This window comes from Cytobacillus kochii, assembly GCF_044790165.1.
Taxonomy (GTDB): Bacteria; Bacillota; Bacilli; order Bacillales; family Cytobacillaceae; genus Cytobacillus; species Cytobacillus kochii.
Genome location: NZ_CP085254.1, coordinates 2,213,643 through 2,227,103, shown reverse-complemented (window position 1 = coordinate 2,227,103; position 13,461 = coordinate 2,213,643). Strand labels below are relative to the sequence as shown.

Annotated in this window: 15 protein-coding genes; 4 read left to right on the top strand and 11 right to left on the bottom strand. The window is 35.2% G+C overall.

Annotated elements, in window-relative coordinates:
* Positions 1-32 precede the first annotated feature (32 nt).
* The gene (brnQ, locus tag LG276_RS11610) at positions 33-1,379 is read right to left on the bottom strand and encodes a branched-chain amino acid transport system II carrier protein (RefSeq protein ID WP_251161581.1); all 1,347 of its coding nucleotides are present in this window, start codon (positions 1,377-1,379) and stop codon (positions 33-35) included.
* A 383-nt stretch (positions 1,380-1,762) separates the two neighbouring features.
* Positions 1,763-3,109: a branched-chain amino acid transport system II carrier protein gene (gene brnQ, locus LG276_RS11605; protein WP_224936408.1), complete on the bottom strand. Its 1,347-nt coding sequence runs from the start codon at positions 3,107-3,109 to the stop codon at positions 1,763-1,765.
* A gap of 368 nt (positions 3,110-3,477) precedes the next feature.
* Between brnQ (LG276_RS11605) and LG276_RS11600 the strand changes: the two genes are divergently transcribed.
* Positions 3,478-4,137 carry a GntR family transcriptional regulator gene (locus LG276_RS11600; RefSeq protein ID WP_224936407.1) on the top strand — a complete coding sequence of 220 codons (660 nt, stop codon included), beginning with the start codon at positions 3,478-3,480 and terminating at the stop codon, positions 4,135-4,137.
* 78 nt (positions 4,138-4,215) lie between these two features.
* Entirely contained in the window at positions 4,216-4,515 is a 300-nt protein-coding gene (locus tag LG276_RS11595) for a HesB/YadR/YfhF family protein (RefSeq protein WP_318247532.1), read from the top strand.
* A gap of 38 nt (positions 4,516-4,553) precedes the next feature.
* Here LG276_RS11595 and LG276_RS11590 read toward each other — a convergent pair whose 3' ends face one another.
* The 9 genes from LG276_RS11590 to LG276_RS11550 form a co-directional block, all read right to left on the bottom strand.
* Positions 4,554-4,847: a hypothetical protein gene (locus LG276_RS11590; RefSeq protein WP_251161580.1), complete on the bottom strand. Its 294-nt coding sequence runs from the start codon at positions 4,845-4,847 to the stop codon at positions 4,554-4,556.
* A gap of 17 nt (positions 4,848-4,864) precedes the next feature.
* Positions 4,865-5,281 carry a thioesterase family protein gene (locus LG276_RS11585; RefSeq protein ID WP_191811710.1) on the bottom strand — a complete coding sequence of 139 codons (417 nt, stop codon included), beginning with the start codon at positions 5,279-5,281 and terminating at the stop codon, positions 4,865-4,867.
* Positions 5,250-7,583, bottom strand: coding sequence for an AAA family ATPase (locus LG276_RS11580; protein WP_251161579.1), 2,334 nt, complete (start codon positions 7,581-7,583; stop codon positions 5,250-5,252). The genes LG276_RS11585 and LG276_RS11580 overlap by 32 nt, the downstream gene beginning before the upstream one ends.
* A gap of 127 nt (positions 7,584-7,710) precedes the next feature.
* A complete protein-coding gene (locus tag LG276_RS11575) occupies positions 7,711-7,854 on the bottom strand; it encodes an acid-soluble spore protein N (RefSeq protein ID WP_095373331.1) in 144 nt (47 codons plus the stop codon).
* A gap of 60 nt (positions 7,855-7,914) precedes the next feature.
* Positions 7,915-8,052: an FbpB family small basic protein gene (locus tag LG276_RS11570; protein WP_095373332.1), complete on the bottom strand. Its 138-nt coding sequence runs from the start codon at positions 8,050-8,052 to the stop codon at positions 7,915-7,917.
* A 130-nt stretch (positions 8,053-8,182) separates the two neighbouring features.
* Complete coding sequence (locus tag LG276_RS11565; protein WP_251161578.1) at positions 8,183-8,674, bottom strand: peroxiredoxin; 492 nt, start codon at positions 8,672-8,674, stop codon at positions 8,183-8,185.
* Positions 8,675-8,704: 30 nt separating this feature from the next.
* Positions 8,705-9,121 (bottom strand): hypothetical protein, encoded by a 417-nt coding sequence (locus LG276_RS11560; protein WP_251161577.1) that lies wholly within the window; start codon positions 9,119-9,121, stop codon positions 8,705-8,707.
* Between the two features lie 201 nt (positions 9,122-9,322).
* A complete protein-coding gene (gene acnA / locus LG276_RS11555; protein ID WP_251161576.1) occupies positions 9,323-12,031 on the bottom strand; it encodes an aconitate hydratase AcnA in 2,709 nt (902 codons plus the stop codon).
* Between the two features lie 325 nt (positions 12,032-12,356).
* Positions 12,357-12,617, bottom strand: coding sequence for a hypothetical protein (locus tag LG276_RS11550; RefSeq protein ID WP_095373336.1), 261 nt, complete (start codon positions 12,615-12,617; stop codon positions 12,357-12,359).
* A 119-nt stretch (positions 12,618-12,736) separates the two neighbouring features.
* Between LG276_RS11550 and LG276_RS11545 the strand changes: the two genes are divergently transcribed.
* Together LG276_RS11545 and LG276_RS11540 are read left to right on the top strand one after the other, a co-directional pair.
* Positions 12,737-12,880: a small acid-soluble spore protein P gene (locus LG276_RS11545; protein WP_224936401.1), complete on the top strand. Its 144-nt coding sequence runs from the start codon at positions 12,737-12,739 to the stop codon at positions 12,878-12,880.
* Positions 12,881-13,125: 245 nt separating this feature from the next.
* Positions 13,126-13,431, top strand: a complete 306-nt coding sequence (locus tag LG276_RS11540; protein WP_251161575.1) for an Hsp20/alpha crystallin family protein — start codon at positions 13,126-13,128, stop codon at positions 13,429-13,431.
* Positions 13,432-13,461: the final 30 nt, after the last annotated feature.

Here is a 13,461-nt window from a genome sequence, read left to right as displayed (position 1 = left end):
CTCCGTTTTAGTCGGAGGCTTTTTTTTTCTTATTATATTAATTGTTCTTTTTCATCCTCAACCTTTTTATTTTGAAATAAACCAATGATTATTCCTAGAACCGCTCCTAAAAATGCAGGTACTAACCAACCTAACCCTACATCATATAATGGAAGAATACTAGTGAATAGATTATCTACTGAGGCAATCGTATATCCTGCTGCTTTAAAGCCATCAAAGATACCAATAATAAACGTAAATAACATACTCATTTGATAAACAGTTTTCTTACCATTAAATAATGGGTGTAAAAACGTAAGGATTAATAATACAATCGCTAATGGATAAATAGCTGTTAATACCGGTACTGAAATAGCGATCAATTGAGTTAATCCAAAGTTAGCAATCGCTGCACTAAATACTGAGAAAACAATAACAAACGAATTATAGGAGACTTTAGGCATGATTTTACTAAAATAAGCTGCACATGAAGAGATTAAGCCAATACTAGTCGTTAAGCATGCCGCAATGACAATCACACTTAGAATAACTCCTCCAAATGAGCCGAAATAATGCCCGGAAACTTGAGATAAAACTGCACCACCGTTTCCTAATATACCCAATTGAGAAACACTACTAGCACCAATATAAGAAAGTGAGCCATAAATCACGGCAAGCAAACCGGCTGAAATTAATCCTGCTTTAATCACTGAAAGCATCACTACTTTAGTTGATTGAACGCCTTTAGAACGAATGGCATCAATTACGATAATTCCGAATACGAAAGCAGCAAGGGCATCCATTGTTAAATAACCTTCAGTAAAGCCGTTAAAGAAAGAGTTAACAGTATATGCCTCACTTGGTGCTTGTAGAGATCCTAGTGGATTAACAAATGCTACTACAATTAAAATTAAAATAAATAATAGTAGAATAGGTGTTAAAACTTTACCAACAATATCAACAATTTTCGATGCATTCAGAGAGAAGAATGCGGTAATTCCAAAGAAGATGATAGAGAAGATAACTAATCCAATCGTACTCCATTCATCAGAAATGAATGGTCTAATACCAATTTCATAAGAGACCGTACCAGTTCTTGGTATCGCAAATAATGGTCCGATAGATAAATATAATACAACTGTAAAAAGTAGACCAAAGAGTGGACTTACACGACTTGCAAGCGATTGCAAGTCACTTTTACCAGAATAACCTAGAGCGATTACACCCAATAAAGGAAGACCAACACCTGTTATAATAAAGCCCGCTACTGCGGCCCATACGTTCGTTCCTGCTTCTTGACCCATCATTACTGGAAAAATTAAGTTCCCAGCACCGAAAAATAATGAAAATAACATAAAACCTACTGCAATAATATAAGAAGATGGAACCTTTTGATTCATATCTTCTACCCCCTTCTGCCTCTACTGTTGTAGTTAACAATCATCAAATACTATAATTTACTAATTCTTCAGAAAATTCATATTTAAATATAATATTGTATGAATTACAATCTCTGAAAAAATTCAAGCAATATATTGCATTATTAAAGTAACATATCCATGTAATGAATGCAATATATTATTTTAAAAAAATATAGTCATATGTAATATATTAATAGAATGATTCTTACTTATATTACTAGTATGGACATCGATAATTTTTACGTTCTTAATTAGAATGACTAAGGATAATCCTTCTAGATATCAAAAAAATAGTGAATATTATTGGTTACATAAAAAAAACCCTTACAAAAGGAAAATCTTTTGTAAGGGTAAAAAAACAGTTAAATTACTTCTTCATTCTCTTTTATCTTTGTCTCTCTTTTAAACAGATCTATAACAATACCTAAAATCACACCAATAATAGCTGGTACAATCCAACCTAATCCCACTTCATACAACGGAAGAATGTTTGCGAATAAATGATAAACAGGCTCTATTTGAACTCCTGCCTCTTTTAAACCATCAAAAACACTAACAATAAACGTTAAAATCATACTCACTTGATAGACAGACTTCTTCCCATTAAAGAACTGATGGAAAAATGTTAAAATTAATAATAAAATCGCCAAAGGATAAATCGCTGTAAGTACTGGAACAGAAATAGCTATTAACTCTGTTAAACCAAAGTTCGCAACTGCAGTACTGAAAATTGCAAATGCAATTACATATGTCTTATAGGAAAATTTAGGCATGATCTTATTAAAATAGCTAGCACATGAACTGATCAAACCTACACTTGTTGTCATACAGGCAATAATCATAACAGCACTTAGAACGATTCCTCCATAAGAGCCAAAATAGGCATAGGCTACACCCGAGAGAACAGCTCCACCATTTTCAAGGATACCTAATTCCGCAACACTACTAGCACCCATATAAGCCATCGCACTATAAAAGAATGCTAATAAAACCGCAGCAATCAAACCAGCCTTCATCGTAGCAAACATAATAGAGCGATTTGACTCTATACCTTTTGCCCGAAGTGCATTAATAACAATTACACCAAAAACAAAAGCAGCCAGTACATCCATAGTTAAATAGCCTTCTGAGAAGCCATTAAAGAATGAGTGTTGTGAATAAGCTTCTGTTGGCTCCCCAAAAGATCCTAGAGGATTAAAAACAGCAACAAGAATTAATAGTAGTATAAAGCTAATTTTAATAGGCGTTAAATATTTACCAACAATATCAACAATCTTTGATGAATTTAATGATAATATCGTCGCAACACCAAAGAAGCAGATTGAGAATATTAATAAACCAATCGTCAGTGAAGATTCTGGCAATAATGGTCGGATGCCAATTTCAAATGAAACACTTCCTGCTCTCGGAATGGCAAATAATGGACCAATAGCTAAATACAATATAATAGCGAAAATCAGTCCAAATGTTGGATTCACTCGACTTGCAAGCGATTGCAAATCACTTTTACCTGAAAAGCCAAGAGCAACAACAGCTAATAATGGCAGTCCGACACCAGTTATAATAAACCCAGCTGTTGCTGCCCAAACATTTGTACCCGCTTCTTGACCCATCATAATCGGGAATATTAAATTACCCGCTCCAAAGAACAAAGAGAATAACATTAAACCTAATACAACCACATAAGAATTTGAAGATTTTTGATTCATATTTACAAGTTTACCCCTCTCAATTACAACTAGCAGATGATGTTCTCACCGCTAGTATTTTTCAGAATATTTATTCTTCATAAAATTAAATATTCTGAAATAATTTTAAAAAATTCTGTCTTTTATCTAATTCCAGTTAATATATTGCATTAATAAGATAACATATCACTATAATGAACACAATAAATTATCTTAAGAAACTAACGGACGAGGTGATATATTGCATTAAAAACTATATTATTATATAATTTTTTCTATATATTACTAATATGGATAGAATATTTCCGTATTTATTTCAGCAAGTTTGAAAAATCACACTATACTAACAGAGTAATTTACAGATATTTGATACGCAAAGGTGGTTTATTATGCCAATTCCAAGTAATTTTTCAACTCCACAACGACTTTCAGCCAAAAAACGAGCTTTCTTGCAAATTCAAGAATGGATTATTGATGGCACGTTAAAACCAAAAGAAAAGTTGAATGATGCTGATCTTGCGGAAGCTTTAGGAGTCAGCAGAACACCCATTAGAGAAGCATTACAATTATTAAATTCCCAAGGATTTGTAGAAATGTATCCTGGTGTCGGGACACAAGTTACGGCAGTAAATCACGAAGATATAACGAAAATCCTTCCTCCATTAAGTGTCCTGCAAGCATTGTCTTCTGAATTAGTAGCAGGCAATCTGGGGCAAGAGGTGATTAATCGTTTAAAAGGAATTAATCAGAAATTTGCTGAAGCTATTAATACTGAGGATTCATTCTCTGCTCTTAAATATGACGAAGAGTTCCATCAATTAATAGTAGATGAAACAAACAATCCTTATATAACTCAGGCAATTGAAGGTCTCCAACCTCACGTTATGAGACTTTACTATTACAAAGCCATTATCTTAACAGAATCATCTATCGACGAGCATGAACGGATCATTCAAGCGCTAGAAGCAGGTGACAAACAAACAGCCTCTGATGTAACAAGAATCAATTGGATTCGTGCCATCAATGAATATTTTTCTGAGCATAAATAAGGTTCCCTTCTCTTTCCAATCAAAATCTTAGCAGTGTGTTTCGCTTTCGTATACAATAGGCTTATAAAGGTAAAAGGAGTGGGGACCTTGGACATTCGATTGAGTGAGAAAGCCATTAATTGGTTTAAAGATGAGATGCTTTTAACTGCTGGAGATTACGTTCGTTTTTTTGCCCGTTATGGAGGTTCAAGCCCGATACAACAAGGTTTTTCTTTAGGTATTTCTAATGAAGAACCGGTCAATCCTATCGTTACGAAAGAATCTGAAGGTATCCAGTTTTTCATCGAGGAAAAAGACTTATGGTACTTCGATGATCATCATTTGATTGTGCATTATGATGAGGACTTAAACGAACCGCAGTATAAATATGAAAAATAAACATCACCCCTAGCTCTTAAAACTAGGGGTGATGTTTATTATCTCCAAATATGCTCTTCTTTTCCCTCTAACTTCATAATTTCGATTTGTTTATCTCCTAATAAATCAAAATGAGAGTATCCATCCTTACGATGATGAATCCACTCCGGCTTCAATCCGTATTGCTTCCCCCATAAAATGAGCTGATTCAAATCGGACGCTCCCACTTTTGTGACCGTCTTACACGTGGGGAAACGATCATCAAGCCAATAATGAGTAAGAAAGGCGATCTTTCCAGCATCTATATCAGCTTTCCACTTTCTCACATCCACCCTAGTAATACCGAACGCCATTTTTAAGCCTTCTTTCTTTATTTCTTTGCATTTTCGTATGCTTCATGCCAATCTGGAAACTTCCTTCGAAGTGAAATCGGTCGAAAACTATCCTTCTTCACACAAGTGTGTAAGGAAGACCCACTAACAGCGAGAATGCCTTCTTGGTTATATATTTCATATCCATAAGTTGTCCTTAAACCATCATAAGCTTCTACCCAGGTCTTGACTGTAGCTGTCTCCCCATAATGGAGAGGTTTTTTATAAGATGCTTGTATATCGAGTACAGGTGATAATACACCTTGTTCTTCTAATGCCGCATAATTAAAACCTAGGTCTTTTACGAATTGCGTTCGACCTAGTTCCATCCAAATAATATAATTGGCATGATAGACCACACCCATTTGATCTGTTTCCGCATATCTAACTTCTATCTCTTTCGTTGAAACTAGCACTAGTCTTGTCTTCCTTTCTATTGCCGCCTATTGTATTCATAAAATCTCTCTCTGTTAATGTGGATAACGATGACTCACTTGTATGTGAATCTTCCATAATTCTTCTTGCTTGATTCTGAATGGCCCCTTCAGCAAGATTCACAACTAAACGACCATTGCCTTCTGTTACTGTATTCGTAAAATACTCTATCAGTAATTGTTCGGCCGCCTTTGTTAAACTCATTTCATATCTTGCTAAAAATGCTTTCATCATCTTCAGCATCTCTTCAGCAGTATAGTCCGGAAAATGTAAAAACTTTTTAAACCGCGACCTTAGTCCAGGATTACTTGCCAATAGCTTTTCCATTTCCATTGGATACCCTGCTAATATCACAACCAAGTTTTCATTATGTTTAGTCATTTCATCCACAAGCGTATCTATCACTTCTTTTCCGAAATCCGTAGTGATATCTGATAAAAGAGAATACGCTTCATCAATAAACAAAACACCACCTAATGCTTGGCGAATAAGTTTTCTTGTTTTTAATGCTGTCTGGCCAATATAACCAGCAACAAAGTCAGCTCTACTCGAAACAATAAGATGGCCCCGTTTGAGCAAGCCACATTCTTTTAATAATTGTGCGAAAATTTTCGCTATCGTCGTTTTTCCAGTACCTGGATTTCCTGTAAAAACTGAGTGTAGCTGCACAGGAATGGCCGATAATCCTTGTTGCCCTCGCATATGCTGTACTTGTACAAATGACACTAAAGTCTTTACTTCTTCTTTAACATGCTCCAATCCAATCATTTCATCCAGTTGTTTCTGCGGTTGATTAATAGACTCTTCCTCATCGATGGTAAAATCATCTTCTTCTAATATGGTTAGTTCTCTAATATCTGCTTGATCACCCTTAATACCTTTAGAAAATATCGCATCGAGAATGACATCATGTACAGCTCTTGCGTTACCAAAGGTGTCATCAACACGCTCTCTTTCTATTCTCTTTAACAACGCCCTTTCTCCTGAACTAGTTAGCACATAATCATTATTTAAAGCGATCCGCTTCCCTATCTCTAACAACTCGTAGTCATTGTAATCTTGAAGATGGAGATGATTTGCTTGTGGGAAACGACTGCGTAATCCCGGATTTACTTCAAGAAACTGTCGCATTTCATCAGGGTAGCCTGCCATTATTACTGCCAACCGTCCACTATACTTTTCACTTGTCATTAACGAAACAAGCGTATCAATTGCTACTTGTCCATAATCGTCCTTTGACTGATCTGATCGATTCAATGTATAAGCCTCATCTATGAATAATACTCCACCTAGCGCTTTTTCGACTAATTGTCCAACATTCTCTTCGGTTTGCCCAACATATGCACCGACTAATTGTGAACGATTAGTTTCTATAACATTCTCCCTTGGTAAGACACCTAGATGATGGTATATACGCGCAAGTGTTCTCGCTAAAGTTGTTTTACCTGTTCCAGGATTCCCTGTGATCACCATATTGAGACTCATTTGATCTCGCAGGTTAAAACCTAAAGTACGACGTCTATGTTGATACTGTAAAAATTGATAATAAGCTTTAATTCTCTTCTTTACATTAATCATACCAACCATTTCATCAAGTTCATTTAAAGGAGTCACATGTTGCTTTTTCTGTATTTCGTAGGCTTCAATTCTTTGTTGCCACTTTTCTTTCACTTTCAAAAGTTGCTCAATTTTTCTCTTTACTTCATCATAATGTATTGCTGTATGAAATACGCCGGATATTGATTGCTCATATGCTTCAGCAACCTCAACTAATTCATCGCCAATGAATAGAGCGTCTTCGAGGATAGCAGATAAATCGTCTACAAAAGGACTCAGTTGATCATTTTTATACTTACTTAGTTCCTCTTTTTGACCTTTTAAATGTTCTTTTGCTTTAAGAGTTTCTTGCATAAAACGGTTTGTGATGGCTATCATTTCTTCTGCAGCATATTTTTTTGTTGCACGATTATCAGTTTCACGAATAATAGGATATTGTAGTTGATCCATGAATTCTTTGTTAATCATCCATTTTGTTTCTGCAAGCGCTTCTTTTGCTCTGAGATTCTGCGGTGATAATTCAATCGCCTTTTGTAACCATGCAACTGGCAATTGAACATCTGTTTTGTCCCTTATAGCAGACAATTGCGCAGCTTCTGTTAGCAACTTTGATAATTGTTCAGCATCCGTTTTTTCATCTAAACGAGAGATTTGTTCAAATATATTTCTTTTAGTATGTACTTGCTGGGAACCATTTTTGTCAATTTCTGTTTTCTTTTGTTTCATTCTATTCACATCACTTTATTCAATGGTTTAAACTAACTATACCATATTTTTTTCTTCATATTGAAGTAAAGCCGCTTACATACAAAAGGATGCTTAGGTACGGCCTACCTAAGCATCCTTTTGACATTTATTCACCTTTTGTTTGAATCACATCAGGTTGTTTGCCTGTTTTATCCTGCATTTGTTTCCCTTTATTGCCACCAAAACCTCTTGATTGTGTACCAAGGTGATTGGGGACAAAAGCTTTACTGTTCTTTTTTGGATTACCCATCACTTATCCCTCCTTCATTTTATTATGTTCGGAAGTTAAGTGAAATAGTCAGGTAAAAATCTACTCTGCCTTCAGGTGACTAGCATGTTTTTCTTCTAATCGCATTTCTATTTTATCCATTGCAGATTGATCTTTCATTAATTGAAGCTTATTCTCCAATACCAGATCAGCAAACGTTCTTCTTTTAGGTTTTCTCATAAAATTCTTCACCCACCATTTCTTTCTATTTTATTAGCAGTATGCCCATTCAATAGAAAGTTATTACAAATTTTAGAAAATTTAATAATGGATTTAGCTATTGGAATCAAATAAGTATAAAAGAGATATATTAAAACTGCTTTAACTTTTCTTTAATTAATGATAAAGGCATAGCACTATAGTATTTATCCCTTATAACGCCCTTTTCATCAATGAAATAAGTTGTTGGTATTACCAGCACTTGATAAACCTCATTTACGTGATCATTCTCGTCTAATAAAACCGGAAAAGTAATACCTAAACGCTCAACATATTTGCTGACATTACTTTTTGTATCAATGTTAATGGCAATGATCTCTATATTAGTATCCTTTTTATTTTGATAAAATGATTGGAAATCACGCATTTCTTGTTTACATGGCGCACACCAAGTAGCCCAAAAGTTGAGCATCACTTTTTTTCCGCGAAATTCCGTTAAACTGACATTTTTACCTTCAATAGTCTGAAGCTTAAAGTCGGGTGCTTCTGTGCCGATCTTCAAACCTGGTAATTGATCTTCTGCTGCAGTTTCTAGCGGGATAAATAGGAAAAGGCAACAAAGGAATAATAAGATTTTTTTCAACTAGAACACTCCTTCCTTTCATTATTGTTCCTAATAGAAAAGAAAATATAGTGTTCTGATCATCCAAAATGAAAGAAAATATGTAAATAAATAAACGAAAGCGGTACGCATCCATTGAATCATAGAGAAATGCGAGCGATAGGCTTTTATAAATAAATAAATGACCATGATAACTAAAGCGAAAAATAGACCTTTCAGCCCACTACTTGAATAAACAATTATAAAGGGGTTCTTTATTACATCTGCAAATCTCGTTATGAGTGGCAACCCTTTATAACATAGGAGAAAAATAATTAGACCAGTCACCAGACTAGAACTAACTTCATCTTTTATCTTCCCTTCAACTTTAAACAAAGTTTTTTTAAAAAAATAGGTGATTACAAACGCTAATGCAAGACTTAACTGATTTACAGTAATTAAAAACGGACCAATCATCCATGCTTTCAATTGTTATCTCCTTTTGTTTTACTATGCTCAATCATTTTAACTCATTTCATTTAATCCTAAGCTTTTTTAAAAACTTTACATCGTGATTCAATGAGTATTGAATGGAGGCAAATTCCTTCCTAAAAGGGGTGAAGTTTGTTGAAGTTTGGAAACTAAAAACCCTCTACACATCTAGATGTGTAGAGGGCAGGATTGCTACAATTATTTCTGCAATCGATTACGAAGTACCATTTGCAAGATACCACCATGACGATAGTAATCAATTTCCACTTCAGAGTCGAAACGAACAAGTGCTTCAAAAGTAGTTACAGTGCCATCTTCTGCAATTGCTGTCACTTTTACAAAGTCGCGAGGTCTCACGTCTTCTCCAATTTCAACACTAATTGTTTCCTTACCAGTTAATCCTAGTGTATCAGCACTTTCCCCAGCTTTAAATTGAAGTGGTAGAACGCCCATTAACACAAGGTTAGAACGGTGTATACGCTCATAGCTTTCAGCAATAACTGTTTTAATACCAAGTAAATTTGTTCCTTTTGCTGCCCAGTCACGAGATGATCCCATTCCGTAATCCTTACCAGCAAGTACAACTAATCCAGTTCCATCTTCTTTATATTGCATACATGCATCATAAATGGATGTCACTTCACCCGTTGGCCAGTACGTTGTGAATCCACCTTCAGTACCTGGTGCAATTTGGTTACGGATACGGATATTAGCAAATGTACCACGCATCATGACTTCATGGTTACCACGACGAGAACCATAAGAGTTAAAGTCACGAACTTCTACGCCATTTTCACGAAGGTATTTACCAGCTGGTGTATCTTTACCGATTGCACCTGCAGGAGAAATATGGTCAGTTGTAACAGAATCACCAAATTTACCAACTACACGTAAACCATTTAATGGTTTTACTTCTTCTGGATCTGGTTTTAAACCTTCAAAGAATGGTGGGTTTTGGATATAAGTAGATGACTCATCAAAAGTATATAATGGTTCATTACTTGTTTTAATTTCATTCCAACGCTCATTATCATCGAATACACGCTCATATTCATCACGGAATAAATCAGGTGTAACCGTTTGTTTAACGACTGCATTGATTTCCTCTGTTGTTGGCCAGATGTCTTTAAAGAATACATCGTTCCCATCTTTATCTTGACCAAGAACATCATGTTGAAGATCAACATCAACTGTTCCAGCTAGAGCGTATGCAACTACTAACGGTGGTGAAGCAAGGTAGTTACCTTTTACTAATGGATGGATACGACCTTCAAAGTTACGGTTACCAGAAAGAACAGAAGTAACAAGTAAATCACTATCAGCAATCGCTTCTTCAATTTCTTCTTTTAAAGGACCAGAGTTACCGATACATGTTGTACATCCATAACCTACTAGATTAAATCCTAATTGCTCTAAATAAGGAAGTAAACCAGAGTTATTTAAGTATCCAGTTACAACTTTTGAACCCGGTGCTAAAGATGTTTTTACATATTTAGGAACTTCCAAACCAAGTTCTACTGCTTTTTTCGCAACAAGACCTGCACCAACTAATACATAAGGATTAGATGTGTTTGTACAGCTAGTGATTGCAGCAATTGCAACTGCACCTGTTTTCATTGTCGTAGAATCGCCATTTTTGAAGTTAACTGTTGCTGTTTTATCAAACTCTTTCTCATCATAACCAAAACCTTGGTTACCTTGAGGAGCAGTAACAGCTTTATTAAATTCTTTTTTCATAGCAGAAAGCGGAATTAAATCTTGCGGACGTTTTGGACCGGAAAGGTTCGGTTCAATATCAGCTAAGTTAATTTCTACTACATCTGTATAAACTGGTTCTAATGAAGGATCGAAGAATAATCCATTTGCTTTAGAATAAGCTTCAACAACTTTAATTTGTTCTTCTTTACGTCCAGTTAGACGCATGTATTCTAAAGATTCACCATCAACAGGGAAGAATCCACATGTTGCACCATATTCAGGTGCCATGTTCGCAATTGTTGCACGATCAGCTAGTGGAAGTGCAGGAACACCTGGTCCGAAGAATTCCACAAATTTACCTACAACACCGTGTGTACGTAAAACTTGTGTTACTTTTAAGGCAAGGTCAGTAGCTGTTGCTCCATTAGGTAGCTCACCAACAAGTTTCACCCCAACCACTTCAGGAACTGGGAAATATGAAGGCTGTCCAAGCATACCAGCTTCCGCCTCAATACCACCAACACCCCAACCGAGTACACCGATACCATTAATCATCGTTGTATGAGAGTCAGTACCAACAAGTGTATCAGGGAATGCTTCAAAATCTCCTTCTGTTGTTTCATTTGCAATTACAACATCAGCAAGATATTCTAAGTTTACTTGGTGAACGATACCTGTCGCAGGTGGAACAGCACGATAGTTATCAAATGCTTTTTGTGCCCAACTTAAGAATTGGTAACGTTCTGCGTTTCTTTCAAATTCTAAAACCATATTTGCATCTAGTGCATCTGGTGTGCCATATTTATCAACTTGTACAGAGTGGTCAATAACAAGATCAACTGGTTTTTCAGGGTTGATCATATCTGGATCTCCACCCATATCAGCCATAGCTTTTCTTAAAGAAGCTAAGTCTACAACTGCTGGTACACCTGTAAAGTCTTGAAGGATAACACGTGAAGGTTTAAATGGTACATCCACTTCCTTCACATCTGCTGTTCCCCATTTTGCTAAGTTTTCAACATGCTCTTTTGTAATTACACGACCGTCATATTGACGTAGTACAGATTCAAGTAGGACTTTAATAGAATATGGTAATTTAGATACCTGTCCTATACCTGCATTTTCAAGTGCTGCTAAGTCATAGTAATGATAACGTTTCCCATCTACATCAAATGATTTACGGGAATTAAACACATCATTTTTCGCCATAGTATTACCCCCTAATTCGAACTACAAAGTACTATAATACCACTTAATGGTAATCAATCGAAAAGTTTGAATTTTTACCCATCCTCACTTTTCTCACAATTTCTATAATAATACAACATTCAACATAAGTAAATAACAAGAAAGTTATTGTTATTGATAAGTTTTTCTTATGGTATTTCTAATAAATGATATGATAAACATAAAAACACCGTAATTGAGAGAGGTTATCAATTACGGTGTGAAATAGACTTCATTTAATTATTATATTAAGAAAATAAACCAATCGTGTTTAATTGACTTTATTCGACTTTCTTAGCACTATTTTTTATTTTTCCGATTGCACTTGGCTTGTAATGGCATCCAAATCCGTTTGAAATTTAAGCAATTGCTCTTTTTGATGCTCTGATGCAACTTCTAAAGCATTTTGAATTTGTTCATAAGTTTCTGCTATTTCTTGAGACAGATGTTTGAGTTGTTGGCCATACGTACTCGCATGTTTATCTATTACATGATACTGTTCTTCTACATCTTCCATACTTTGTTGGGCTGCTTGAAATGCTTGCTGTTTATTTTTATGATAAGGCATAACTTGTTTTCACCTCTTTTGCTTTTCTTACAATTAAATTGTTCAGTGTGATGATAAAATATACCGTATAAAAAATGGGGATTCTTTCATCCTATAAACAAAAGGAGGGAAATAAAAAAATGAATAAAAATGATGGTAAAGATATGAGAAAAAACGCTCCAAAAGGGGATAATCCAGGACAACCTGAGCCTTTAAGTGGCTCTAAGAAAGTAAAGAATAGAAATCATTCAAGACAAAAGAATCACTCTCATCATGATATGTAGAAGTTTGTTCGATACAATTGCATAAGTGATCAAAATAAAACCTTAATGAAATAACTTTGCATTCTTGAAATGGGTTCGGTAGTGTACCGGACTCATTTTACCTTATACCCGGACTGTTCCTAATAAAAATAATTCATCATTAATTTGGAAGAGAATATAATTTTCCCCATTAACATTAAAAAAATCCGTGGTACGATTCACATTATTTATGTATACGCATACATTATCATACTGGGGTGATATGTATGAATATGGAGTGGCAGAGTTGGTTTGAAAGCATGTTTCTTGATCCGTTAACATCTTTTTTAGACGAGTCTATCTTTCGTATCGATGTATTTGATACAGAATCAGCTTTTATTATTGAAGCCTTAATTGAAGAAGATCGTTATCATCATGTGCAAGTAATACCAACAGGAGATGAGCTTATTATCAGTGCTGTCGCAAAAAGTGATGGTGCAACATATAGCAGAAAACTTATGCTTCCTCATATTACAACTCCACTACGAATCGTGCACCAGCATTCTATTTTGGAAATTTTCATAGACAAATAACGATAACGATGAAACATTTAGTTGACATAA

Excerpts from the sequence above, each read along its gene's own strand:
- LG276_RS11580 (WP_251161579.1), bottom strand. The coding sequence starts at position 7,583 with ATGAAACAAAAGAAAACAGAAATTGACAAAAATGGTTCCCAGCAAGTA.
- LG276_RS11540 (WP_251161575.1), top strand. The coding sequence starts at position 13,126 with ATGAATATGGAGTGGCAGAGTTGGTTTGAAAGCATGTTTCTTGATCCG.
- LG276_RS11600 (WP_224936407.1), top strand. The coding sequence starts at position 3,478 with ATGCCAATTCCAAGTAATTTTTCAACTCCACAACGACTTTCAGCCAAA.
- brnQ (WP_224936408.1), bottom strand. The coding sequence starts at position 3,109 with ATGAATCAAAAATCTTCAAATTCTTATGTGGTTGTATTAGGTTTAATG.
- acnA (WP_251161576.1), bottom strand. The coding sequence starts at position 12,031 with ATGGCGAAAAATGATGTGTTTAATTCCCGTAAATCATTTGATGTAGAT.
- LG276_RS11545 (WP_224936401.1), top strand. The coding sequence starts at position 12,737 with ATGAATAAAAATGATGGTAAAGATATGAGAAAAAACGCTCCAAAAGGG.
- LG276_RS11570 (WP_095373332.1), bottom strand. The coding sequence starts at position 8,052 with ATGAGAAAACCTAAAAGAAGAACGTTTGCTGATCTGGTATTGGAGAAT.
- LG276_RS11550 (WP_095373336.1), bottom strand. The coding sequence starts at position 12,617 with ATGCCTTATCATAAAAATAAACAGCAAGCATTTCAAGCAGCCCAACAA.
- brnQ (WP_251161581.1), bottom strand. The coding sequence starts at position 1,379 with ATGAATCAAAAGGTTCCATCTTCTTATATTATTGCAGTAGGTTTTATG.
- LG276_RS11590 (WP_251161580.1), bottom strand. The coding sequence starts at position 4,847 with ATGGCGTTCGGTATTACTAGGGTGGATGTGAGAAAGTGGAAAGCTGAT.
- LG276_RS11575 (WP_095373331.1), bottom strand. The coding sequence starts at position 7,854 with ATGGGTAATCCAAAAAAGAACAGTAAAGCTTTTGTCCCCAATCACCTT.